This window comes from Mesorhizobium sp. M1143 (assembly GCF_040318435.1).
Taxonomy (GTDB): domain Bacteria; phylum Pseudomonadota; class Alphaproteobacteria; order Rhizobiales; family Rhizobiaceae; genus Mesorhizobium.
Window position 1 is genome coordinate 1 of record NZ_JAMYMJ010000034.1, and the last position, 25,315, is coordinate 25,315.

At 57.4% G+C, this 25,315-nt stretch carries 15 protein-coding genes and 1 tRNA gene; 6 read left to right on the forward strand and 10 right to left on the reverse strand.

Annotated elements, in window-relative coordinates; all coding sequences use genetic code 11:
- Positions 1-310 (forward strand): hypothetical protein (locus NKH35_RS21015; RefSeq protein ID WP_352916225.1); only part of this gene is annotated, 310 nt, incomplete at its 5' end.
- 358 nt (positions 311-668) lie between these two features.
- Here the strand turns inward: NKH35_RS21015 and NKH35_RS21020 are convergent.
- The 6 genes from NKH35_RS21020 to NKH35_RS21045 all read right to left on the reverse strand — a co-directional run bounded on the left by NKH35_RS21020 (position 669) and on the right by NKH35_RS21045 (position 13,136).
- A complete protein-coding gene (locus tag NKH35_RS21020) occupies positions 669-1,322 on the reverse strand; it encodes an NAD(P)-dependent oxidoreductase (protein WP_352916271.1) in 654 nt (217 codons plus the stop codon).
- A 106-nt stretch (positions 1,323-1,428) separates the two neighbouring features.
- A complete protein-coding gene (locus tag NKH35_RS21025) occupies positions 1,429-1,692 on the reverse strand; it encodes a hypothetical protein (protein ID WP_352916228.1) in 264 nt (87 codons plus the stop codon).
- A gap of 18 nt (positions 1,693-1,710) precedes the next feature.
- Positions 1,711-3,303, reverse strand: a complete 1,593-nt coding sequence (locus tag NKH35_RS21030) for a response regulator (protein ID WP_023733670.1) — start codon at positions 3,301-3,303, stop codon at positions 1,711-1,713.
- On the reverse strand, positions 3,272-3,667 hold the full coding sequence (locus NKH35_RS21035) for an Hpt domain-containing protein (protein ID WP_023699256.1): 396 nt from the start codon (positions 3,665-3,667) through the stop codon (positions 3,272-3,274). The genes NKH35_RS21030 and NKH35_RS21035 overlap by 32 nt, the downstream gene beginning before the upstream one ends.
- Before the next feature lie 16 nt (positions 3,668-3,683).
- The gene (locus NKH35_RS21040) at positions 3,684-7,526 is read right to left on the reverse strand and encodes a GAF domain-containing protein (RefSeq protein ID WP_352916232.1); all 3,843 of its coding nucleotides are present in this window, start codon (positions 7,524-7,526) and stop codon (positions 3,684-3,686) included.
- Between the two features lie 507 nt (positions 7,527-8,033).
- On the reverse strand, positions 8,034-13,136 hold the full coding sequence (locus NKH35_RS21045; RefSeq protein WP_352916235.1) for a RecQ family ATP-dependent DNA helicase: 5,103 nt from the start codon (positions 13,134-13,136) through the stop codon (positions 8,034-8,036).
- Positions 13,137-13,546: 410 nt separating this feature from the next.
- On the opposite strand from NKH35_RS21045, the gene NKH35_RS21050 reads away from it, so the two are divergent.
- Positions 13,547-16,306: a DEAD/DEAH box helicase family protein gene (locus NKH35_RS21050; protein ID WP_352916237.1), complete on the forward strand. Its 2,760-nt coding sequence runs from the start codon at positions 13,547-13,549 to the stop codon at positions 16,304-16,306.
- Positions 16,276-17,088 (forward strand): DUF3427 domain-containing protein, encoded by an 813-nt coding sequence (locus NKH35_RS21055; RefSeq protein WP_352916240.1) that lies wholly within the window; start codon positions 16,276-16,278, stop codon positions 17,086-17,088. Before NKH35_RS21050 ends, NKH35_RS21055 begins: the two co-directional genes overlap by 31 nt.
- 137 nt (positions 17,089-17,225) lie before the next feature.
- Here the strand turns inward: NKH35_RS21055 and NKH35_RS21060 are convergent, their stop codons facing one another.
- From NKH35_RS21060 to NKH35_RS21070, 3 genes are all read right to left on the reverse strand, one after another.
- Positions 17,226-20,528, reverse strand: a complete 3,303-nt coding sequence (locus tag NKH35_RS21060) for a DEAD/DEAH box helicase (RefSeq protein ID WP_352916243.1) — start codon at positions 20,526-20,528, stop codon at positions 17,226-17,228.
- Positions 20,521-21,396, reverse strand: a complete 876-nt coding sequence (locus tag NKH35_RS21065) for a hypothetical protein (protein ID WP_352916273.1) — start codon at positions 21,394-21,396, stop codon at positions 20,521-20,523. The genes NKH35_RS21060 and NKH35_RS21065 overlap by 8 nt, the downstream gene beginning before the upstream one ends.
- A 266-nt stretch (positions 21,397-21,662) precedes the next feature.
- Positions 21,663-22,115 carry a Ros/MucR family transcriptional regulator gene (locus tag NKH35_RS21070; RefSeq protein ID WP_352916246.1) on the reverse strand — a complete coding sequence of 151 codons (453 nt, stop codon included), beginning with the start codon at positions 22,113-22,115 and terminating at the stop codon, positions 21,663-21,665.
- 240 nt (positions 22,116-22,355) lie between these two features.
- Here NKH35_RS21070 and NKH35_RS21075 point away from each other — a divergent pair, with 240 nt between their 5' ends.
- The 3 genes from NKH35_RS21075 to NKH35_RS21085 are packed head-to-tail and all read left to right on the forward strand — an operon-like array spanning position 22,356 to position 24,954.
- The gene (locus NKH35_RS21075; RefSeq protein ID WP_352916248.1) at positions 22,356-22,784 is read left to right on the forward strand and encodes a DUF3489 domain-containing protein; all 429 of its coding nucleotides are present in this window, start codon (positions 22,356-22,358) and stop codon (positions 22,782-22,784) included.
- A gap of 5 nt (positions 22,785-22,789) precedes the next feature.
- The gene (locus NKH35_RS21080; RefSeq protein WP_352916251.1) at positions 22,790-23,263 is read left to right on the forward strand and encodes a DUF2924 domain-containing protein; all 474 of its coding nucleotides are present in this window, start codon (positions 22,790-22,792) and stop codon (positions 23,261-23,263) included.
- Positions 23,260-24,954: a recombinase family protein gene (locus tag NKH35_RS21085; RefSeq protein WP_352916254.1), complete on the forward strand. Its 1,695-nt coding sequence runs from the start codon at positions 23,260-23,262 to the stop codon at positions 24,952-24,954. Before NKH35_RS21080 ends, NKH35_RS21085 begins: the two co-directional genes overlap by 4 nt.
- A gap of 202 nt (positions 24,955-25,156) precedes the next feature.
- Here the strand turns inward: NKH35_RS21085 and NKH35_RS21090 are convergent.
- A tRNA-Ile gene (locus NKH35_RS21090) sits at positions 25,157-25,232 on the reverse strand.
- Between the last annotated feature and the right edge of the window lie 83 nt (positions 25,233-25,315).

The window sequence follows — 25,315 nt, forward strand, 5'->3', positions numbered from 1 at the left end:
GGCGGAACCCGCCACATTTCGCCGGGACATGGATCAATCGCGCAGGGCCATCCGAGCCTCACGCGAGCTTCTGAAGCGCCTTGGTCAACGTCGTCGCGACGTGGCGCTAGGCTGGGAAGATGCCGACCCGTCTACTGTTGCCGTCTCCGCCTTTCAAGCCGACGTTCTCCGATGTGCATTCCGAGCCCTAGTAGGGGAAACGGGTACGCCTGAGTGTCAATGGCGCGATTTAGCCAAGGCCCTGGTGCGCGATTTCACTGGGTGCGAGCTGATCGAAACTGGCTTGGTGGATTGGATCGTCAGCAAGTAGCCGCTGCCCGCCAGCGGCCCAGCAGCGGTCTGCGGGGACTTTGCAGCGGACGCGCTGGGCCTGACCGGTGGGGCGGTGTGGTATCCGCCGGCTGGCGAACATATGCGCCTCCTGCCAACGCCAGCGAAACATCCAAACGAACGAGGCGATCTAACCGCGATCTCGCCATCCAAGGCCAACACATAGGCCGATAGCAAAGGCCTATAATCGCTGAGAGAACGAAAATGGCCGACGCCATGGTTGGGGAACCCGGGTGGGTAGGCGCCGGCCACAAGCGGAACAAGCCCGCCGCGCCACACACATGGCTGATTTGTCATCACGTGGTTATGGTGTTCGCGCAGGGCTGCACCAGCGGAACTTAGTAAACGCCGCTTGGTAAGCGATCCTCGACGCGATCGTTCATCGCCAGGACATGCGGCGTGCACAAGACGTTGGGTAGCGAAAACAGCGGATCGTCGGTCTTCGGCGGCTGCTGGTCGAACACGTCGAGAGCCGCACCCGCGATTTGGCCATTGGCCAGCGCTGCTCGCAGGGCCGTGTAGTCGATCAGCGATCCGCGCCCGGTGTTGACGACGATGGCTGACGGTTTCATCTTCGAGAACGCGGCGGCGTTCAGGATGTGATGGTTATCGGGGCTCGGCGTTGCGTGCAGCGTCAGGAAGTCGGATTGCTCCACCAGGGTGGAGAAGTCGACGAGTTCGACGGAGGCGCTTCCTTCAGGAAGGGATCGTAGGCAAGGATGCGGGTCTCCCAGCCGAAAGCCGTTGCGCCACGCCACGGCCGCTGCGGCCGAGGCCGAGGATGCCGACGGTGGCGCCGCGCCATGGGTCAGGCCGCGCCACCCGCCACGCCGCATGAATTCGGGCGTCCACGTGCCAAGTTGTTTGGCAACAGCCAGCATCAGGGCGACCGCGTGCTCGCTGACCGTGAAGATCCGAAAATCGTTCGGCGTACTCGAAACCAGAATGCCGTGCTCGGTGGCAGCGTCGAGGTCGATGCCGTCGATACCAATGCCGTATTTTTAGACGTACCGCAGTTCCGGAAGCACCTGCATCACGCGCCTGGTGATGCGGGTGCCGCTTGCCCCCATCAAGGCGACACAGCCATGTGCCGGGCAATCAGCTCATCCTCGGTAAAGCGCTTGAACGGCTTTCCCAGAGCGCATTGCCGAAAATGACGTTGACCCCACGCTCGCGCAGCCAGTCCAGCGAGGCGCCGGTTGGGTCGTAGCGTTCAAATGCGAGAACGCTGGGCAAGCCTTGAGCGCTCATGATGGTGGCGACCTCCTCAAATACCTTCGAATTGCTTCCGCTGTACGGCTGCCTTGCATCCGCTTCGGAAGGCTTTTCGGGCGCTTGTCCGCTTGAATCAACTGGCATCACACTTCGATGTCCGATCTTTCATTCTGTGGGTGACGGCAGCAGATCAACGAGCGGCACAAAATCCTCCAGCGAGTCATCAAGTGGCGGGGGTTCTTCCTCAGCCTCCTGCTTTGGCTCCACCATCAGGAGACCGACGACGACCAGAGCCAGAGAGGCCCAGGTCAGCGCTGGTATCGACTCTCCGAGCAACAGCATGCTCCAGCCTATGCCGGCGGCTGTCCCCGCATAGGCGTTCTGGCTGGCGAAGACCGCACCGGTGCTGGAGACTAGCAAAATGAAGAGCAGCATCGCCAAATTGCTGGCGGCAGCCATCAGCAAGACGATGACGCCAAGCCGACCAGCCAATAGACCAAATGGCACGAAGTCCTGATAAAAAGCGGCAAGTGGGATCAGCATCAAAACCGAAACAACTAGGGTCATGCCGAACAGGGCGACGTTATCGATTTTGGCGGGCTTGGACTCTGAGAGATAGATATCCTCGACTGCGTAAGTCACGGGGATTACAAGAGCGATGACAAACCACACCCAACTGGTGGCTATTTCTCCGGGCTCTCCGTACAGGAGGATGATGGAGATGCCGACGAGACCCAATCCAAGCCCTAAAAAGCGCTTCAAATTCGGAGCTTCGGTCCGCATCAGAGCGGCGAACAAGAAGACAGCAAATCCCTCGAGCACGATGACAATGGAGACGATGGAAGCTGGAAGCTTGCTTGCCACCCAGTACACCAGAACCTGGTTGATCACCGAGCTAATGAACGCAAAACGAAGGATGAACGTCCGATCGGCTCGCGTGAGATCCTTGATTCTTGGCATTGTCCGTCGCTTCAAACTAATCCCGATGCAGAACACGGCTCCGATAATGTCGATGAGGATTGCCAATCCGACCGGATGAGCCTCAACAAGCGAAGCCATCTTGGAAAGTGGAACGACGACGCCCCATAACCCGCCACATGCCAGCAGCAGTAGAGCGCCACGAAACGTGCGAATATTTTGCCGCATCTTTCGCTCTCGCTCGTAAACCTTCTGGGCCATTGTCGCGAACACTGTGGCAAGCTTGCCGAGACCATCTGTACGGCTTGCTACGTCGCGGATGCCAAGCTTCGAAGGATTGAACCGCCCGGTCTCCAATGTGGCGGCCGCCCTGGTCAGCTTGGCCACCTGCCGCAGATATTCCGTCTCAACGTCGCGGAGTCTTTTTTTCTCGATGCAGGTCTCAACACGAGCCTTGAGTAGAGCTAGTTCAAAGTCCTTTGGCAGAAAGTCTTCCGCGCCAAGCTCGATGGCGCTAATCACGCTGCCCATTTCTTCATCGAGGGCCGAAATGACGATCACCGGCAGATCGCGAGTGGCCCGCGAAGACTTGAGCGCCTTGAGCACTTCGAAGCCATCCATTTCGGGCATGACGATATCAAGGAGTACGAGGTCGAATGGATTCTGAGCAACCTGTTCAAGCGCCAGCTTGCCGCTTGCGACAGCGGTTGTTTCATGGCCGAGCGACTGGATGGCTTTGCTGAGTTTCAGGCGCACAGTGCCTGAGTCATCGACTATGAGGACGCGCGCACCTTCTGGTGCGCGAGCATCAGGTGATTGTGTCTCCGATTCTATGCTCATTCGGTTGTCCCCCTCGTTTCAAATCGGCAAGGCGAGAGCTTAGATCTCGGCTGGCCGTGTCACACGCGCCCGCGATGAGTTCCACTTCCGTCGCGGCCGCGCCGGGCATACTGTCGCGGCAGGATTGTTCCATTGCCGCGCAAAGCGCGGAAAGTTGGTTGGCGCCGAAGTCCCGCGCGCTTGATTTCAGCGTATGGGCAGCGCGGCCAAGACCTGAACGGTCGCCGGACTCCGCAGCCCGGCGCATCTGCTCGACTAGCAACGGGGATTCCTCCAGAAAACTCTCAATGAGTTCTGCAAGAGAGTCTTGATCCCCACCTATGAGATCAAGGAGCTTGTCTAGAGCGTCCTGCGCAACATCCATGACCGGACCTTTGTTGTCAGTTGTGTTGGTGGGCGCGTGTAAGAGAGGCGACCAACTCCTCCACGCGCAACGGCTTGCTTAGGTAATCATCCATCCCAGCTTCCAGGTAGCGCTCGCGGTCGCCGGCCATTGCATTGGCGGTAAGTGCCACGATGAAAGGCTGCAGCGAGTCCCCGGCGCCTGATGCGCGGATCAACCTTGTGGCTTCGAGCCCGTCCATGTCCGGCATCTCGATATCCATCAGGATGACATCGTGTTGGCCCTTGGCAAATGACGAAATCGCCGTCTCTCCATCCACCGCCAAGTCTACCTTGTAGCCAAGCCGTTCAAGCACCTTGGACCCAATCTTCCGATTGGTGATGTTGTCATCAACCAGCAGGATCCGAAGCGGCAATTTCGCCGCCATTTCGCTGTCGAGGGATGGTCCCTTGGGTTGATCAGGCTTGGCTGAACTCGTTGGAGCCACGGCAAAGACGGACATGAAAGCATTGAGGAGCGGCGAGGGTTTGATCGGCTTAGGAAGCATCGCCGCAAATTTGATGCTCTCGATATCTGCCTTGTTTCGCTCATCAAGAGGCACCAAGGAACTCAGCAATATCAGTGGAAGGTCACCTCTTTCACCAAGCCCACGCAATCGTTTGGCCAGTTTTATCCCGTCCATCTCTGGCATGTTCATGTCGAGCACGATGGCGTCATAATTTTCGCCGCTCGAAATCCTGCGCAATGCGTCCAGAGGCGACTCGGTCGTGTGTGGAATCATGGACCAGGATTGGGCTTGCAGAGACAGGATGCGCCGGTTGGTTGCGTTGTCGTCAACGATCAGCAGCCGCTTGCCTGCGAGTTCAACTTTTGCCAGCGACATTTGCGCCTGCCTGGGAGCGGGCGCAACGGCAGCGCGGATCGTGAAGAAGAATGTCGTACCCGACCCTTCAACACTTTCGACCCATACCTCCCCGCCCATCAGTTCTGCCAGGCGTTTGCTAATCGCCAACCCTAGCCCGGTGCCCCCGTAGCGCCGCGTCGTCGAGGCATCGACCTGGCTGAAAGACTTGAACAAGCGATCCAATCTGTCTTCGGGTATACCAATGCCGGTATCGCGTACTGCAAACTGCAGGGTGGAGAAGCCCTCTTCGCTTCCGCCATGGGGTGTCCCCGCGCCCTCAACTGCGGGCGGAACTTTCATCACCGACAGGACAATTTCACCCCGCTCGGTAAATTTCACAGCGTTGTTGAGGAAATTAAGCAAGATTTGTCGCAGTCTGGTGCTGTCTGCCACAATCCCGCCAGGAGTACCGGGCTCCACCAGGTATGCCAGGTCGAGTCCCTTCTCCGCGGTCTTGGAGGCCACCAGATCAATTGCGCTCTCAAGGCATTCCCGGAGTTCGAAGGGACTTGGATCAAGCTCCAGCTTGCCGGCCTCAACCTTGGAGAAATCGAGTATGTCGTTGATAATCGTTAGCAGGGCTTCGCCGCTGTTGCTGATCGTCTCGCTAATCTCGCGTTGTTCAGTGTCAAGCTTTGTACCAAGCAACAAGTTGCTCATTCCGATCACGCCATTCATTGGTGTGCGAATTTCGTGGCTCATCGTCGCCAGAAAAGAACTCTTCGCCTCATTTGCCGCCTCGGCCGCCTCTTTTGCCTGCTGCAGCGCCAGGGAAAGCTGTTTCAGCTCGGTAAATAGCTGCGCGTTATGGAGGGCCGCACCGGCATTGGCGGCAATGGTGGAAAGCAAGCGAAGCGAGTCATCGGTAAATATGCCCTCCCGCGTAGTGCTCTGAACACTGATAACTCCAAGCGTTCCTTGCGCGGTCTTGATCGGAACGCCGAGATAGGACAATGCATCCTTGCCGACGGGGGTAGCCCCGATCTGAGCTCCACGTTCCGCTACATCCTGATTGATCAGCAGCGGCTCGCCAGTCTCTATGATCTTGCTTGTCAGCCCCTCGCCAAGGGTTAGTGTGTTGAAGGCCTCGCCAAACTGATAGGGGAAATGGATTAGGTTGGTTTCCGGATCAAGCAGTGCGACGTAGACAATATCGGCATCAAAGATCTCCTGCATCTGGTTACCGATCAACTGGATCGTGCTGTCAAGTTCCGATTCCGCTATGAGCGCCTGACTAACCGTTCCAATGGCGGCAAGTTCGGCAGCGCGGGCTTCAGTCACCTTGAGCAGACGCTGAGTTTCATTGAATAGACGGGCGTTGGCGATGGCGACCCCCATGCTGGAGGCCACCGTCTGCAGCAGGCGCACGTCGTTTTCGTCGAACGCATGCTTCTGATAGCTCTGCACACTGAGAACACCCAGTGTTCCCTCACCAGACTTGATCGGCACGCCTATGTAAGAGGCAGTCCTATCCTCTTCGTGTGGAAAGTAGGCGCCAAGCTCTTTTCCTTCCTCAAGAGTGCCAAAAACAAAGGGCTCACCTGTTGTGATGATTTTCGAAGCTACTCCCATGCCCATTGGGAATGGATCGATAGCTCTATAGGTCCTAAAGTATGCATAAGGGACATGGATCAAGCCGGTTTCGCTATCGTGTAACAAAATTTCACTGACTTCGATGCCGAAAGCCTCCCGCACCTTGTCGCCTACCAAGCGAATAACAGTGTCCAGGTTAAGCGACTTCGTCATCGCTTCGCCAACGCTGTTGAGAATCGCCAGTTCTTTTGCGCGGTCCTCTGTCACTTTCAGCAGGCGCTGCGTCTCATCGAACAGATGTGCGTTGGAGATGGCTACGCCCATGCCGGATGACAGCCCCTGCAACAGACGCACATGATCTTCATTGAAGACATTCTTCTCGTAGCTCTGAACGCTGACGACACCCAAAATCCTGTCACCAGCGATGATCGGCACGCCCAAGTAGGATTCGGTCCTGTCATCTTCCGTAGGTATAAGTGCGCCCAGAGCAACGTGTTGCTCAGTCGAGCCCAAAACCAATGGCTTGCCTGACAGTATGACCTTGGACGTCAGACCTTCGCCCATCGCAAATGGCTCGGGGTCCTGATAGTCCCTGTAAAACGCATAGGGTACGGTGATCAGATCAGACTTCTCGTCACGCAGCAGGATTTCGGTGACGTCTGTTCCAAATATCTCGCGCACCTTGTCACCGACGATGCGCGTGACGGTCTTGACATTCAACGTCTTGGCCATTGCTTCGCCGACACTGTTGAGGATCGCGAGTTCTTTTGCGCGGTCCTCGGACACTTTCAACAGCCGCTGGGTTTCGTCGAAAAGGCGGGCATTCGAGATGGCAACTCCCATGCTCGACGAGAGAGCTTGCAAGAGACGCACGTGATCTTCGCTAAAGGCGTTCTTTTGGTAACTCTGCACGCTGACAACTCCTAGAGTTCTGCCTCCAGCGATGATCGGCACGCCTAGGTACGATTCTGATCGCTCCGCTTCGGTAAGTGCGATCACATCAAACTTGAGGGACTGCTCAAACGTATCAATAACAAGCGGTGTTCCAGAGAGAATGACCTTTGAGGTAAGTCCTGCGCCCAAAGTGAACGGCTCCACGTCCTGGTACTCACGATAGAATGAATACGGGACGGTGATGAGATCAGATACCTCATCGTGCAGCAGTATTTCCGTGATGTCCTCCCCGAATATCTCCCGAACCTTGTCACCGACGATGCGTGTGACAGTCTTGACGTTCAACGTCTTGGCCATTGCTTCGCCGACGCTGTTGAGGATCGCGAGTTCCTTTGCGCGGTCCTCGGTGAGGTCGAGCAGACGCTTGTTGTCGGCAGAAAGTTGACTGAGTTGAGTTGCCCCAGATGCTTTGGCGACTTCCAGCTCGGCAATGTACCGGTCCGCTGATTCGAGTCGACCAGCAAGGTCGATTTCGACTGAGCTCTGCATGTCGGCTGTCTCCCCCAAAAATCCGCCAAGAGTGCGAGCGGCATCCTTCCCCAACTGCTCATCATACATTAGCAAGCACTGTTACATGCCGCGCAGTTGATTGTCAGTACCCGGCCAGCGTCTTTGCGCAGCCATTAGCCTCTGATGTCCGCTTCTGCCACAAATCACCCAGTCCCGGTCATGAGAAATGTCCGCTTTCGCGAGCGGCCATGGGTGCCCGCTGAACCAGATGAGGCGCGAGGCGGTCATGCCCGATGTCACCTGCGAAAGTCTGCTTCGGGTCACGTCACGACGATGTTCGCACCGAATTAAAGTTCCGCTATTGAGGATCCGAAGCCCGAAGCTGTCAGTCCGCTTGCGGCCCAAAACCGACATCTTGACTGAATGTCAGGAAAGGCAGGAAGCGAACCATGTTTTCCGGAATGGCAAGCGGCAGCGAACGGACCCGCTGATCGGTGCGCGGGGCAGCAACGCGTCAGAAGCGACCTGATCGGGACGGCTGCACCTTCAACCGAATACAAGCTCCGGTAAGATTGCTTCCCAGACATCCCGGTTAAGGTGCACCCGATACTCTTCCTGGTTGTCGGACTTGCGCCACCGCACGATTGCGCCAACCTCACCACGCAAAAAGCTAAGATGCTCTGGTGGTGACCAGCTTTTGGCCATACGCCCTAAGGCTTGTCCCTGAGCATCCTGTACCATCCAGGCGGCCTCTTCTCGCACGAGATGAACTGGATCTCCAACCTTCGCCGCCGATATTGAAGCAATTGATGGATGACCCGTCCTTAGACGCCCCGCCCATGACAGGTCCACGTTCTGAAGGTTCGGCACTTGATATAGCGCAGCCGCAGGAGCCACGGCGCCAGCAACAAACGGTACGGCTCGGCGTAGCACATAGTCTGCGCCTTGCTTGATGAATGGGTGGTTCCCTTCAGCAATGATGGCGAGGCTGCGTCGCGCTCGGGTCATGGCGACATAGAACAGGCGTCGCGGTGCATCGAGGTCCTCGCCTTTCGAAGGTCTGTCCCACCCTCCATTCAGGATGACGACATCATTGAACTCTAGACCTTTGGATCGATGCGCCGTCAGGAGCATCAGCGCACGCTGGTCGCTTCGGGTATCATTGGCCCATTCGGCGAACCACTCGACGAGGTCCGGCACGGGCATGGTCTTGCTCGCAAGCTCTTTGGCCAGTGCGGCGATCCCTTCGGCGATAAGATCCGTCCAACGGTTGGACGGTATCGCGTTCAGCACATCGACCAGACCGCGGACGGCGAGCATACGGGCAGGATTGCGACGAAGGGCGTCGATGAACTGCTGCATCTCCCGTAGGCGCCAGATACTGGGCAGGCTCTCGTTTGCCATCTCCACGGGCACACCGAGTGCCTCGGCGTAAGCCCGAACCGGAGCTAGTCGCCGCCAGTCGCGCGCGATGATCGCGGCCCTGGCCCAGCTCCACTCTGGATCAAGACGCGAGAGGCGGACGAGTTCATTCACTGCGGCCATCGCCTGCGCCACATCACCGAATGGACAGTCCAGCAACTGCACCCGCCCTTGGGCCACCGGATCGAGCGCCGCCATCTCGCCACCGGGCGGCGTCTTACTGCGCTTGCGATCAATAGCAATGTCGTGACCGGCTTTCATACGCTCATCGGCTGGCGCGATGATTGCGTTGGCGGCCGCGATAATATGCTTGGTCGAGCGGTAGTTCTCGATCAGGAATTCCGGTCGTGCACTGTAGTCGGCCTCGAACTGGCGGATGAAGCGGATGGACGCCCCAGCAAAGGCGTAGATGTTTTGGTCGTCGTCGCCCACCGCAAATAGGCTGAGCTGGAGCTCTTTGTCGTCCAGCGAGCGGCCCGCAACGGCCGAGATCAGGGCGTATTCCTCAGGGCCGATGTCCTGATACTCGTCTACCAGAATCCAGCGGTAACCCTGGATCAGCGTTTCGCGTTGCGCCTCTGCCTCGGGCTTGCTGAGGCCTTCGCCATTCAGTTGGCGCACCGCTTCCAAGACGATCCCGTCGAAGTCGTGCTTCGTCTCGTTCGCAGTTCCGGCAAAGCTCGCTCCCACCAGTCGCATCGCGAGGGCGTGGCATGTGGATATGGTCACTGCATTCGCGTCATCGCCGATCAGGTGGCGCAGCCGGATGCGTATCTCTGCGGCGGCATGACGGTTGTAAGTCAGAACAAGGATGCCGCGCGGATCTTCGCGACGGACTCGGATCAGATAGGCAATGCGGTGCACCAGAACGCGCGTCTTGCCCGAACCCGGTCCTGCCAGAACCAACACACTGGTCTCTTCACGATGATCCGAGACGATCTTCTGTTGCACCTGATTGTCCAGCGACTCGACGATGGCATTCCACGAGGCCCCTGTCGTCTGTCGCCGGAGCTCGACGCCCTTTCCCGGCATCCAGCGGCGCAGGAAGGCGTCACGCTCCAGCACGAAGTAGTCTTCGGACAGCCGCACCGCCTGATCCATCGCGGCAAGGCCCCTTTCGGCATAAGCCGCCATCACATGGGTCTGGATGGTTTGCTCGGCATAGTGTTCCTCGAGGGGCACAAAATCCTTCACGGTGAACTGGCCGCCCGAGGGGTTCAAATGGACCGTCATCGCCTGCCGGAACACCGTCAGCCCTTTGCCTAGCGTCACCACCTCCTGCTCGTGTAGCCACAGAAGTGCGCGGTCCATCAGCTTCGTCATGTCCTGAATGCTGCTGCTGCGAAGCAAAGCGTCTCCGGTCAGGGCGGCGAGCAGATCGCCCATCGTGGTTTCAACCTGGATGTCCTTGCCGTGGCTGCCCTTCTGCAGCTTGCCCAGAAGATGCGCCAGCAACAGCTCGGCGGCCTGCTGCCGAAGGCTTGCCGTCTGTTCCAGCGCCTGCCAGGATCGTTGCAGCGTCACCATCAACGTGTTGCGCGAGGCCTTGCGCAGCCTCAGATTGCCCATGCCGCCGTCCTGATCGCGCCCGTCTCGACCCATGCTGCGCAGCAGCTTTTCCACGAAGTCGGGTCGCACTGCGCTGTGCCCCTGATTGCGGAGCGCCTGACAGGTTCCGGCCAGATACAGGGGAATACCTCCGGCATCTTCGGCATCGGGGGCGGCCTCGCGCATCAGGGTGATCAGTGCGGTTTCAAGCTGTGCGGCCTGCGCCAGCCGCTGCTGCGAATGCCCCTCGACAGCGACATGGACAAAGACCGTCACCGCCACGTCGTTGCGGGCGACCCCGAGCGCCTCGAGATCGGCCATTGCCTTGATCAGCATGCCGCCTGTCAATCCGCTGACCCCCGCCAGCTCATCGGTGGAAATGCCCTGATCGGGGGGCGCGTTCATCAGGTAGCGGGTGATATCCAGAAGCTGCTTGCGACGGGTCCCGGTGATGGCGGCCCTTGCCAGGATCGCTTCGACTTCTTCCAGTTTGCGGATCCTGAGGGATGAGGGGAAGACCTGAACTCGGTTCTCCTCGCGGCTCAGTAGCGTGGCCTCTTCCAGCCAGGACACCGCGGTTTTCACCCTGGTATCGTCGGTGGTGCTATCGCGCTCGAACTTCTGATCGCGTTCGGCTCGCACGACTTCGCCCGAGGTGGCGACCACGGTGCCGGTCTTCTTCATCCGGTCGTCCAGCCGACGCAGGGCCTTGAGGATGGCGCCGATTTCGTGCCGGGCCAGGCGTGAGCGGGCCGAAAGCGAGAACTGGCGCTCGACATCCTCGGCAGCGAAGAGCAGGACGCAATTGGCATGCGCCCGATCGCGGCCCGCCCGGCCGGCTTCCTGCAGATAATTCTCCAATGACCCGGGAATGTCGCCATGCACCACCAGCCGGATATCAGGCTTGTCGATCCCCATGCCGAAAGCGTTGGTCGCTGCGATGATCCGCAGTTCGCCGATGCGGAAGCGTTCCTGAATGTCGCGCTTTTCCTCGGGCATCAGACCAGCGTGGAACCGTTCCGCCGACAGACCTTGCTGTTTGAGGAAATCGGCGACGCGTTGCGTCCCGCCGCGGGTGGCGCAATAGACTACGGCTCCCGAAGCCCCATCCTTTGGCAGTTTGCCCTCGATCACATCGAGGATATCGGCGAGTTTGGTGCCGCGCTGCGTAGACCGGACCTCAAAGCTGAGATTGGTGCGCACCGCGCCACCATCCAGCAACATCAGCTCGCGCTGCAGACGCGAGTGGAAATGATCGCGGATGTCGCGCACCACTTCGGGCTTAGCGGTAGCGGTCAAGCAGATCACTGGGGCAGGCGTTTCATCGCCCGAGGATTCCTTGATGAAGCGGCTGACATAGCGGTAGTCGGGTCGGAAATCGTGTCCCCATTTCGACACGCAATGTGCCTCGTCCAGCACCCACAGCCCGATCTCACGCTGTGCCAGAACCGACCGCACCGAGTTGCTGCGCAACTGCTCGGGCGAGATCAGAAGTATCGCCGTCTCTCCCATGCGCACCCGGTCCAGCGCGTCCTGCCGCTCGGGCATCGACAGCATTCCATTGACCGTGACGGCCGAGGAAATTCCTGCCCGTGCCATGCCCTGCACCTGATCGGCCATCAGTGCGACCAGCGGCGAGATTACCACGGTCAGCGCGCCGGTCTTGTCGAACTTCGAGAGGGCGGGGATTTGGTAGCAGACCGATTTGCCGGTGCCGGTCGGCAAAATGCCGAGGATGCTCGCGCCACCCATCGCCTCATCGACGATCCGCTCCTGCAGGGAACGGCCCATATCGTCCACCGGCTGCGCGCGGAAGGCATTGAACCCGAACCAGCGCGACAGCGCGCGGACCGGGTCGTTTTTCTCGCTGCACCAGGCGCAACCCGGGCTTTCGCAATTGGTATCGCGCATGTGCCGCACGATCAGTGCAGCCTCGCGGAACTGCGCCCGCACCCAGGGCGGCATGACGGAGTCCCCGCCAGCGACCAGGATCCAGGACAAAGCATACGCCATAGGCCATCCGAGTTGCGGGTTCGAAAGGCGGCTCAGCGTCTGCTCGACCCGCCTCTCGCAGGCACGCCCCGCCAGCAGCCGCGAAATCGCTTCGCTCGCCGCAAGAGGTCCCGGCGCGGGAGCTCCCCGAACCTCCTGGAACACTGCGTCGAACCCGCCTGGGTTTTCCATTCTCGTGGTAAGGAAATGAAAGGCTGCCAAGGCATCGGGCTGGTCGGCATTCTGCTGCCTCAAAACCACCAGTTGATTGCGCAGCACCTGAGACACCAGTCGCGCATCCATTTCCGGATCGTTGATGTGGCCCGCTTGCAGGCGCCCGTCATGGTAGTGTTTGACCAAGTGATGGTAGGGATTTCGTGGAAATGCTAGAGGATTGAGCCATAGGGTATCGATAGGCGAGCGAAACATATTCGCCAGCTTAGGCCGCACAGCGACCAGATGAGGTAAATCATGCCGAATGATGTTGTGGCCAAGCAGATGCTCGGCGTCGGCTGATTCCGTTTCCAGACGGTCAAGAGCCGTCACGAGATCGTGTTTCTTTGCCAGGATCGTAGGACCAGCACCGACGCGCACCGCCGCAAAACCAAAGATGGTGGCGGTTGCAGGATCCACTTCCAGATCGACTGAAACGCAACGTTGCAGGAAGGGTTGGAAAGGCTCAGTCATACTGCAATGACGTTATTTATGGGATGAAACATTTGCGATCATGGTCGCTAGCTCGACGAAAGGTCAACGTTCAACTTGAGCCACAAGAGCTTTGCCGAGTAGCCAGTTATCCAGCTCAGTTCGATGCCAAGAACTGGCGCGAAGGGCGGAGGACGCTGAAGACTCTCGTTTGAATTGCCTTGCTTGCAACTAAAATGCTGAGAAAAGTGACTAGCCGCGTAAGGCAAATGCCCGAGGATCTATTGAAAAACAGTTTCTTAGGCGTTGGCGATCGGAAGCTGTTTAGCTAACTTCATCAGCTAACGGCTGATTTTGCGACGCCCGCGACCGATGTAAAATCGATCGGGGCCGCCACCGTGGCTTCTAATTGGGGGGAACAATGCCAAGCTCTGATAATCGAGGTGCCTCTTTTGGCTCACGATGAGAACTGTCCTTTTTGTTCGGTCGATCCAGAGCGCCTGGCCTTTCAAAATGAGTTTCTAATCGCAGTTTGGGACAGGTTTCCTGTCTCCGATGGCCATATGCTCATAGTACCGAAGCGGCATGCGGAGGGATGGGAAGATCTCGATCAGTCTGAGAAAACTGCCCTCATCTCAGCTGTCGATCAAGCTATCAACCTGATCCGCTCCAGCTACGGCACTGATGGGTTTAACGTCGGTTTCAACCATGGAGCCGCTGCGGGACAAACGGTCTTCCATTTTCATCTGCACGTGATACCGAGGCGCTCCGGAGACGTCGCCGACCCCCGCGGAGGAGTGCGACACGTCATTCCAGCAAAGGGCAACTATCTCGCAAAGAGGCAGACGAGCACTGTATCGGATGACGAGCAGCGGCTTGTAACCGGCGGCGAGGACCCGCTTTTGCCGCACCTCGTTCGTTATCTGGACAGCGCAGAAAAATGCGAAATTGCGGTCTCATTCTTGCTCGACAGTGGAGCAAGGCTAATCGCCCACCACCTGGCCGATTTTCTTGTTCGAGGTGGGCAAGCTGAGATTTTGGTAGGAGACTATCTCGACGTCACTGATCCAATTGCGCTGCGTCGATTATCAGATCTGGAGGGTGACCTCACGCTTCGGATCTACCAGTCTGCAATAGGGCGCGGCTTTCACCTCAAATCCTATTCATTCTTAGCTGGAGCAGAAGGCGTGGCATTCGTCGGTAGCTCGAACCTATCGGAGCCCGCTCTAACCCACTCGATTGAATGGAACTACAAGATTGTTTCCAGCCACGATACTGCTGGCTTCAGCGAAATTCGCGCAGCCTTTGCGAACCTTTTCAATTCGCCGGTTTCTACGAGGGTCTCACAAGAATGGATTGATGCGTACGAACGCCGCAGAACGGTACCAAGCCTGAACGGACCTTCAATCCCGGACGCGGATGTCGAACTTGAGAAACCGTTCCCGATACCTTTTCCGCACGAGATCCAGCAGCAAGCATTGCAGGCGCTGGAGCGAACTAGGGAAGACGGCTATTCGGCAGGCTTGGTAGTGCTTGCGACGGGGCTAGGCAAAACCTGGCTCGCGGCATTTGACTCTAACCGATCACAATTTGCACGGGTGCTCTTTATTGCCCATCGTGATGAGATCCTAACCCAGGCAATCGAAACGTTCCGACGAATACGGCCGGAGGCACGAATTGGTCGCATGACTGGCGAAGTGAGAGAGATCGATGCAGACCTTGTGTTTGCCTCAATACAAACGCTCGGCCGCATCAATCACTTGTCGAGGTTTCAGCGAACCGATTTTGACTATGTCGTAGTCGACGAATTTCACCACGCGGCAGCCGGAACCTATCGGCGCGTGATCGAGTATTTTGAGCCAAAGTTCTTGTTAGGCCTCACCGCCACTCCGGAAAGGGCAGATGGCGCCGATCTCCTCGCGCTCTGCCAGGAGAACGAGGTCTTCAATGCCAACGTCCATGACGGCATTAACTTGGGTCGCCTTTGCCCTTTTCATTATTTCGGCGTCCCGGATGACATCGATTACTCGAACATCCCTTGGCGCAGCGTCAGATTTGACCCGGAAGCGCTCGATGCGGCCGTTGCAACCGATGCGCGGGCCCGCAACGCGCTGGAGCAGTTTCAATCCAAGGGCGGCCGACGTTGCATCGGCTTTTGTTGCTCACAGCGTCATGCAGATTTCATGGCGAGGTTCTTCGTGTCTGCCGGACTGCGTGCCGTGGCGGTCCACGCTGGCCCTTCAAGCGCACCGCGGACAACCTCGCTCAAGCAACTTGCCATAGGCGAAATTGATGTGATCTTCGCCGTCGACATGTTCAACGAAGGTGTTGATGTTCCCGCGATAGACACTGTCATGATGCTTAGACCTACCGAGTCAACGGTCATATGGATGCAGCAATTGGGTCGAGGTCTGCGCGTAGCCGAGGACAAGCAATATCTCACGGTAATCGATTACATCGGCAACCACCGCTCCTTCCTGATGAAACTCCGAGCGATGGCGGCGCTGATCAGCCGCAGTGCTGAAAGCAAGGGTCACCTGAGAGAGGTGCTTGAAGAGATCCGTCGCGAGACAATCTCGCTGCCGCCGGGCTGCGAAGTTACCTATGACCTCAGTGCAGTGGATATCCTCCAGCAATTGCTGAGGCCTTCTGGCGTTGAGTCCGCATTGGAGTCGTTCTATCGGGACTTTGAGGAGAGACACGGACTGAGGCCGAACGCCGTCGAAGCCTTCCATGCCGGCCTTAATCCGCGGAGCAATAGTGAGGGCTCGTGGTTGGGGTTCGTTGATCGAATGGGCGGACTCGCACCCGAAGAGCAGTCAGTCTTCGAAACCGCTAGAGACTTCTTTGTAGCGATGGAGAAAACCGAGACCACCCGCAGCTACAAGATTGTTTTGTTGCAAGCCATGTTCGAGGGATCTCAACTCAATCGCCAAGTCGCGGTCGACGAGCTGGCCCGACGAGTAGCAGCGCAGGTTGGGCGGGTACATCGGCTGGCAGAGGATTTCTCCGTCGACTTGGACGATCTATCGGCCGTCCAGCGCCTGCTTGTTCAGAACCCGATCGAGGCGTTTGTGAATGCACAAGGTACCGGGGGCCCTTCTTTCGTCTCGAAGGCGGCGAATTCGCGCTTATTCCTTCTCTTGCTAACGAGCCCAGCTTTGGAATTCTCCTACGTGAAGTGCTCGACTGGCGCCTTGCGCAATACCTAGCCAGGAGCGGCAAATCCAATGACGTGATCTGCCGCGTTGCCCGTAACGCAGGTGGCAAACCAATCCTCTTTCTACCGAGCGGCCTGCACCCACTGCCAGTAGATGGAAATGTTGAAATCCGGGTAGACAATCGCCCCTTGGAGGCAGTCGTCGCCAAAATAGCAATCAATGTAATACGCGACCCAATCTCGGAAACGAACGAGCTACCCAAAATACTTGCCGGCTGGTTCGGCACTGAAGTTGGCTTTCCCGGACGGAGTGACAAAGTTCGTCTGCGCTTGCAAGATGACAGATGGGTCATGGAGCCAATGGCGGCCAGCGCTCAAGCAGGCGATGGGCTACGCCTGTGGGAGCGATATCTCCGTGAAGCTATCGGACCTGCATTCGGCATTCCGTTCGACCAAGCGACGTGGAACGCTGGCTTCGTGAGTAAGCCCCCTCACCTCTTTTTGCTCGTCACTCTTACTAAGGACGATATGAGTGATGAACATCAATATGCGGATCATTTTGTTTCCGAGCAGGAGTTCTCATGGCAGAGCCAGAATCGAACTAAGCGGGATTCAAAACACGGTCGAATGATCCGTGACCACCAAGCGCTCGGCCTTCATATCCACTTGTTGGTGCGCCCCACCAAGAAAACCGGTCCCAAGCCCACACCGTTCATATACTGCGGCGAAGTCGATTTCAGCGACTGGGTTGGAGAAGCGCCTATTACCGTCCGTTGGCACCTTCGAGATCCTGTGCCTCAATCACTGTGGAACTCCTTGAAGGTTCCGTCGTAGCCGGCCGAAGGCCTACCGGGCTGAATGCATAAAACGCGCCTCCTTTCGGTTGCATGACTCGGCTCACGATGATCGAGCATCTACCTCGCGCTCGTGATCAGAAGATGACCCGGCCGCAGCTGTACAGCCCTGCCCGCTTAGTCCTCTTCGTTCAAGAGAAACAAGGCTGCCGCCGCCCGCAAGCGCTCTCTCGTTTTCTCGAAATCTTCTTGAGGGTCGCCGCCAGAAATATACGGAATATACTCCTGGTATTGCTTTCGAGATTTCACACGTGACCAAGCTCGGGTTAGATTCAATCTGGCGGCGAGGCTTTCTGGACTATCGCACCCCTCACGGATTATCGACGGCAGCACCGCGAGAACGGTCGGCATTGCGACGTTGGCCGGATCGCCGCCGCCGTGCAACGTTTTCGCCCTGAGCAGTTGAGCCGGCAACCCTCCAATGAAAGAGAGATCAGGTACGACGCGGAGCACAAAATGGCGGGCTGTTTTGCAAAGGCCTACATCATCCTTTTCGAGATGCTTCTTCTCGATCTCGGAAAGAGAGACGCCGGAAAGCCACATCGACAGCAAAGCCTCTATCGTGGGCAAGGCATGCTTCCCGCGCTCACGGTCGGTTTCAAGTTTCTTATACTCTTCTCCGAACAAGCCTTCGATGTTCTCCGGCCGGGTCAGCTCAAAAAGGGTTTCTGGCTTTCCTGCAATCCATGAGAGTAGTGCCTGCGCGATCTCGCCAGCCGTACCGTTGAGCTTGTCATTCTCAAAGAGTGCCCAAATTTGCTCTAGCAAAAGGATCGGGACGCCCGACGAACCGGAAACTGATACAATCCAGTCAATCTGAGAGGCATCATCATCCGTTTTTCGTGCTGCAAGAGCTGCGTCGATCCTGCTGTTTACCCATTCTGCGTTACCGGCCGTGCGAGCCCTATAAGCGGCAAAAGAACGCTTCAGCATATCACGCGCAGACGCGTCAGGATCGCCGCTGCTCGAGACCGGGAGCTTACTGAGTAGATACGCCGGCATTCCGCTGTTGGTCGCCCCGTCGTGGATGCGATCGAGCAGATTTGTGAACGCATCGTCGATCACGAGGCATTGATCGCCCTGCTCAAAAATCTTCTGCAAAGTGGCCCAATGATTGTCTAGTTGTCCGGTCTCATCGTCAAAGTCGATCACCCGGCTTGGTATAACAAGAACAAACCCTTGAGAGCTTTCTCCGGCGCGACCGGCTCGACCGGCGGCGTTAAGAAGCTCGTGAGCTTCGAGGGTAGCCATTTTGTCGGCAGCCGGATCAAACCGGCTGTCACCTGCTATGATGACGATTTCGCTCGGCAGATTCATTCCCTGAGCAAGGGTGGAGGTCGCAAACAGCGCGTCTATCCCATCCTTACGCTTAAATAGAGATTCATGAAGATGGCGTTCCTCTCTTAGGAGTAGAGCATGATGGCTAGTTGCGCCTGCTCTGCAAACTCCATCGTCATCTAGCTTGAGATAGCAGTGGTCAGCACCACCCATCTCCTCAGACGCCAAATCGTATAGTTTTTTTTCGTCCTCCGTTAAGGTGACATCGGAAACAGGCAGTTCTTTCTTAAACTCCTTGGCACCTGAATGAGCTAAAACCTCTGACCCGACGAAGACAAGGGTTTTGATATGGCTAGCCGCAGCCGAGGCAGCCAGCACAGCTCCCAGTTTGTTACCGTTGGGTGTTAGTCTCCAACTGCCATTCTTGTTTCTAGCCGTGGTGAAATGGGGAGCCTGATCAATCAGGGGCAACAATGCGTAGTCTTCACGATCTGTGCTTGCCCATGTCTGAAGGAGGCAAAACAAGCCGAACGGGGGAGCGGTGAGCTGGCGCTCGATCGCGGCGGGGGCGCCATTTTTCTTTTTAGGAAAGTCTGCACGAGCGTTTATCAGTAACGCCTCAAGCTCCCTAATACGGCCTGCCGGATAAACAACAGAGCCCCGGACCTGACGTGTAGGCTTCCAAGCGATGTCAAGCGCTAGGCATTCGCGGGCCGTTATCTCCTTAATCCAGTTCGCTATCTCATCGGTGTTTTTCATCATCGCCGAGAGCAAAAGGAGATCGGCCTCCGGCGCGATGCGGGTCAGATTGAGAATGGACAACATGGCGTCGACGGCTCGACGGCTTCGATCGTCTTCGCGAGGATGAAGAAGGTGGCACTCGTCAAATATGATTAGACCCAGGCTATCGAAAACCTCGGGCTGTACTGACATCAGAAACAAGCATCGTTCGGGCGTCGTTACGATAACTTCCGGCAATACAAGCAACGTTTCAAAAGTGGCCTCGTCGCCGATGTCACCCAAAATCTCGAAGTCTCTGAACGTCCTCTTTAGCGCCGCCGTCGTTTGATCCACGAGCGCATTGGTGGGAGCCAGAAAGACGACCTGCTGGCCCAGAAGTAGGGCAACAGCAATCTTTAGCTCTGCGAGAGTCGACTTCCCACCGCCAGTGGGGAAGCTCATAGCAGCAGATGTGCCGCGTTCAAGATACCCTTTCGAAATCGCGTCGCGATGATTACGCCACAGGTAAGGGCGTTCACGAGCCATCCGCCGGATTATCTGCCACCACGCGTGATCGGTCACGCCCTTGGGCGGTGGGACGCGGGAAATTCCAGATTCGATAAAGTCTCGTTCAACTGCCAATAAGAGGTTGGCCATGTGAAGTGGCCCTGGAAAAAGGCTGAACACTTCCCCTTCGCCGAATAATCCTTCCATACGGTCTACGCTCAGGGCCTTCACCCTTTGAAAGAATGCTCTCGCACCTTCGACGCCGCCGACTTCCGGTGCGAGGTCAACTCTCCTGAGCAACTGCGCAGCGAGGTTACGCAATCCGGAAAGAAGCTCGATTTGTAAGACTTGAATAGATTGGTCGGTCAGCGACAGCGCCTCATCTAGCTGGGGCACTTCGACATCCGAAAGGGGGCGCAGTTGCCCACGGGCTAGCTGAATGACAGCAAGCAATAGGGCCCGTTCTGTCGCGGTCGCATGTTCAGGCACTGTTATGGCTTTGGCTGCTTCCGCGGCGTCCGCATAGGCTTCGGCGATCAAAAAAAGCAAAGTCGCGCAGACATCGGCAGACACGCTCGAGCCCGCGATGTAGCTACCCTTCGGCCCTCCTCTGACGCGCTCACCGAACGCGAACGCTTGATGAGCCGAAGCAGCGACGAAGGCGGCTGCACCACGGTTCTCCTTTTCTGGCAGGAGAGCTACCAGAGCTTCGTGCGACGCCGCGATCCTACGCATTTCCAGTAGGAGAGCAGTCAGCTCCTCGGGCAACTGAGCATCTGGGTTTCCACGAAACCTGAGTCGGACAGAAACGATATCCGCGAACGCTTGTGTAAGCTTCTTCGGCAAGGCCTCCATATCCAACCCCTCAAGCTGGGGGGCGGATGTGATAAGAGCTGTCGTGAATGCGTCAAACATGCGCAGCGATCTCGTGGATTTTTGCTTCTATCTTCGTGGCAAAATTTCCCATCCAAGTCCGCATATTGGGAAAGTAAATGGTCTCGGCGCGTCGCTTCGCAACAAGCCCGGGAGCGTGATCGTTGTATCCTGCAAAGAGGCCGGCGCGCGCAGCATGTACCGCGTGTGTGTCGCCAATCGTAATGCTCACGCGATAGGTGCGGGTTTCTTTCCAGAGGATCTCGGCTACCGCATCTTCAACATCCAATGGCATGACGGCTTGGTAAGCTTCGAGGACGGAGGTCACGTCGTGCGTCAATTCAGTCACTCGCTGCCCAGCTTCGAGAGCCGCTATGCCCGGCCAAACCTCGTCTCGAATGGTATCGCGAGGATTGGTGGTGGCCTTGTCCTCGAAGATCATAACCGATGTGACCGTCGATCCATCTCTTGAAAACTCAATTTGCAAGCCATCGAAACCGTGATCTGCCTTCCTGATGTGAGGTGCTCGAAGGATTGCACCTTTCCGATTTTGATGAGCAGCAATCCACGAGATCGACTGAAAAAGCCATCCATCTCGCCTGTAAGTTTCGCCGTTGGCGTCAGGCGCCAGCTTCTTTATGGCGTCAGCCGCGTGCTCAGCAGTCGTTCTTGCCGGTTTTGTCGTCAGCCCGTCGATGATTCGTGCGACATGCCTAGCTTGGCCGAGCGCGATGCGTGCCACGCGCTCGGCCAAGACGTCCTCGTCCTCTACTGTCCACGACCAACCATGGCACAGGTCTTCATGGTCGGTCGCATTTAGGGCTATTGTCATGATGCTCAATGGTCCGATCGAGTAGCCATAGATATTTTTATTTTTTCGCCAGCGTTGCTGACTGCATCGAAATGTCACGCTGTACAAGCGATGATTCAAGTGTGCACCTATACTGCGCGTTCCCCCTCAGTTGAAGGTGCATACGAATAGTAGGGTGGGTCCTCTGCTTCGCACCCAATAGCTCACGAGCGTCACGTCTAGGTAACTAGCGCACAATTTTAATGCAGGACTTGTTAAGGAGGTTCAGCGCGCTTGCTGTGGCATTGTTCGTAAGATGCTTTGGAGGGGCGTTCTCATCGCGTTCCCAATCAGCCCAAAACCGGCCTTCATTCTCCTGGCTATCGTCACTTTGCGTTTGGCTTTGTGGGACGTTTTTTGACAGACTTCGCCGGCGCCTTTCGACCCAGCCCGCTAGCTTTCGCCAGTTGCGATCGGGCAGCCGCATAATTCGGCGCAACCATCGGGTAGTCGGTAGGCAAGCCCCACTTGGTTCGGTAAGCGTCGGGGGTTAGCCCGTAGTGCGTGTCCAGGTGACGCTTGAGTGATTTGAACTTCTTTCCGTCCTCAAGGCAGACGATATAGTCCGGGGTCACCGACCGCTTCGGATTTACAGCCGGCGTGAGTGCAGGCTTTGGCTCTTCGAGCGTCTGCCCAATTTTTGATAACGACGAATTCACGCTCTCAATCAATTCTGGCAGTGCAGAGACTGGAACGGCGTTTTTGCTGACATAGGCAGACACGATCTCTGCTGTGAGTTCGATCAGAGCAGTGCGAGCATGATCGTGTTCGTCTGACATCAGCGAAAATTCCTTTTTTGAAGCAAATCGAAGTCTAACTGCCTTTTAGCTGGCATTGCCAAAATTGCTAGCCGCCGACTCACAATCCGCTGGACTTCACTCCGCACGCAAGCATTGCTGTGGGGAACGCCGCGGTGGTTTTCGCCTCTGCCGCGACGAAGATTTCTCCAGCCCGCCAGGCGGGCTCAAGTCAGTACAGGCGCCGGATCGGCTGACGCCTGCAAATGATGGAGAAAGACCATGGCGATACTCGGCACCAATCAGAGCAATGAAACGGACCACGACAAGCTTCAGATCCCACCGACTCCGCATGAGCACATTTGGGATGCGCTAGCGAACCCGCCCAAGCAGGCTAAGAAGGCCAAGTCCACCAAGAAACAGACGCGTGATACGGGGAGCACCGCGGAGCCGGCACCTACGATGCCATCGAAGCCTGCGCCCCGCAATGTCACCAAGCCGAACAAGTCAGACCAGGTGCTGAAGAAGCTTTGCTTGGCAAAGGGCGCCACCATCGAAATGTTGATGGAAGCGACCGGCTGGCAGGCGCACTCAGTGCGCGGCTTCTTGTCGGCGATCGTCAAGAAGAAGCTTGGCCTCAACCTGGTGAGCGATGTCGGGAAAGACGGGGTTCGCCGCTACCGTATCGATAACAGCGCGAAGGGCGCCTGAGCATCATGCGCGCCAAGCTCGACATCGAAGCAGAGGTCACCGCCTTGGACGACCTCTCCCGTGAACAACTCGCTGCTCAATGGGAGAAGATCTACAAGTGCCCGCCGCCAAAGGGTGTCAGGCGTGAGCTTCTGGTCAGGGCAGCAGCCTGGCATCTTCAGGCAAAGCGTCTCGGTGGATTTTCCACCGAGACGCGTCGCATGCTCAGGTCCGCCATAGACAGGGTCGAAAAGAAGTTAGCCGACCGCGACAAGCAGCCTAGCGTTGTCACCGACGACATCAAGGTGACGACCGCTCCAAAACGCAAACAAGTTTTGCCGGGCGCGCGGCTGGTCCGCGACTGGAACGGGAAAACCCACATCGTCGATGTGGTCGAAGGTGGCTTCGTCTTAGAGGCCAAGCTTTACCCGTCGCTGTCATCAGTCGCGCGAAAAATCACCGGCGCGCATTGGTCCGGTCCGAGATTCTTCGGCCTATGAGCAGCAACTCGACACCCCGCCTGCGCTGCGCGGTCTATACCCGCAAATCGAGCGAGGAAGGCCTCGATCAGGAATTCAATTCGCTCGATGCACAGCGCGAGGCCTGCGTGGCCTTCATTGCGTCGCAAGTTGGGCTTGGCTGGAAGCTTGCCCCTGATTGCTACGACGATGGTGGCATCTCCGGTGGGACGATGGAGCGCCCAGCCCTCCAGCGGCTCCTCCAAGACATCCGAGACGGGAAGGTCGACGTAGTGGTCGTATACAAGATCGACCGTCTCACCCGCTCGCTCATGGACTTCTCCAAGATCGTCGAGATCTTCGACGCGAGTTCAGTGTCGTTCGTGTCGGTGACCCAGCAGTTCAACACGACCACCTCGATGGGCAGGCTGACACTCAATGTGCTTTTGTCCTTCGCGCAGTTTGAGCGCGAGGTCACTGCCGAACGCATCCGCGACAAGATCGCGGCATCCAAGAAGAAGGGTATGTGGATGGGGGGTGTCGTGCCGCTTGGCTATCGCGTGCAGTACCGCAAGCTTGTCATCGACGATGCCGAGGCCAAAATCGTCCGGCACCTCTTCGACCGCTATCTAGTTCGGAAGTCGGTGCGGGACCTTGCTGAAGAGGCTGCACGGGATGGCCTTACGTCTCGACGCCGCGAACGCCAGGATGGGACCGTTGCCGTCACGATGCCATTCGGGCGAGGCAACCTCTATCACTTGCTCTCGAACCCGATCTACATCGGCAAGATCAGGCACAAGGATCAGATCCACGACGGCGAGCACGAGCCGATCATTGCAGGTGCGGTGTTCGACGAGGCGCAGGCGCTTCTGGGGTCTCAGGCACCGCGCCGCAGGAGCACATCAAACGTCACTCAGCAGCATCTTCTCACCGGGCTGCTGTTCGATGAGGCCGGTGAGAAGCTGCGATCGGTGCATGCCAACAAGCGCGGCATTCGCTACCGCTACTATGTCTCAAAACAGTTCGTTGATCAGCGCCGACGCAGATCCGAAGGATGGCGTCTTCCTGCCCAAGCGGTTGAATCGCTTGTCGACCATCAACTGATTCAGATCCTCAACGACCACAGACAAGTTGCTGATTTGATTCAGCGATGGGACAGCCCCAGCGAAATCCAGTACGCGATGCGTCGCGCGGCGGAGGTCCGAGCTGCTTGGAGCTCCAAAACTGCTGACGCTAAGCGATCGCTGCTGCAAAAACTCATCCGCCGCATCGCGCTTTGTCAGAGGGCGCTGACCATCGACATTGATTGCCGGGCACTCTCCGAACATCTGCTCGACAGGGTTTTGTCATTTGATGGCGGCGCTGAAACGGTATCCATCACGTGTCCGTTCGACATCAAGCGGCACGGCGTCGAAATGCGCGTTGTTCTAAGCGATGCCTCGTCCAACAGCTCCGAGCCGGATGCGGCGTTGATCGACGTCGTCCAGCGCTCCCAGCTATATCTCCAGCAACTCACAGATGGCATTGGGCGAAGCCTGACAGAGATCGCCAGCTTGAACGCGACCACCGTCTCCGAGGTGAGCAGACTTCTGCCGCTAGCGTTTCTGTCGCCGAAGATCGTATCTAGGATCTTCGTTGGTAACCAGCCAATCGAACTCACAGCCCATAGGCTGTCGCGCCTGTCTGGCCTTCCAATCGCCTGGACCGATCAGGCTGACCTCCTCGGGCTTTGATTCCGAGCATCAACCGAGCATCGCATTTCCAAACAGTTGGCTAAGGAAATGGGCCCACAGAGACGAAGGCCCAAAAATCGAGGCGTTCTGGGCCGAGAGGGCGGCATCTCCGCCAAGCGTTGCCGCGAAAGCGTAGCTAACCTACGGAAATCTCGACACTATTCTGAGACGGTCGAAAACGCGCCAAAATTGGCGGACTGAATGGTGGGCCCGGAGGGACTCGAACCCCCAACCAAGCGGTTATGAGCCGCCGGCTCTAACCATTGAGCTACAGGCCCCACGCGCGCTGGATTAGTGTTTTTCCTTGCGCGGCACAAGGCTTTCCGGACGGGCTGGCCGAGATCGCCCAAATCAGCCCATA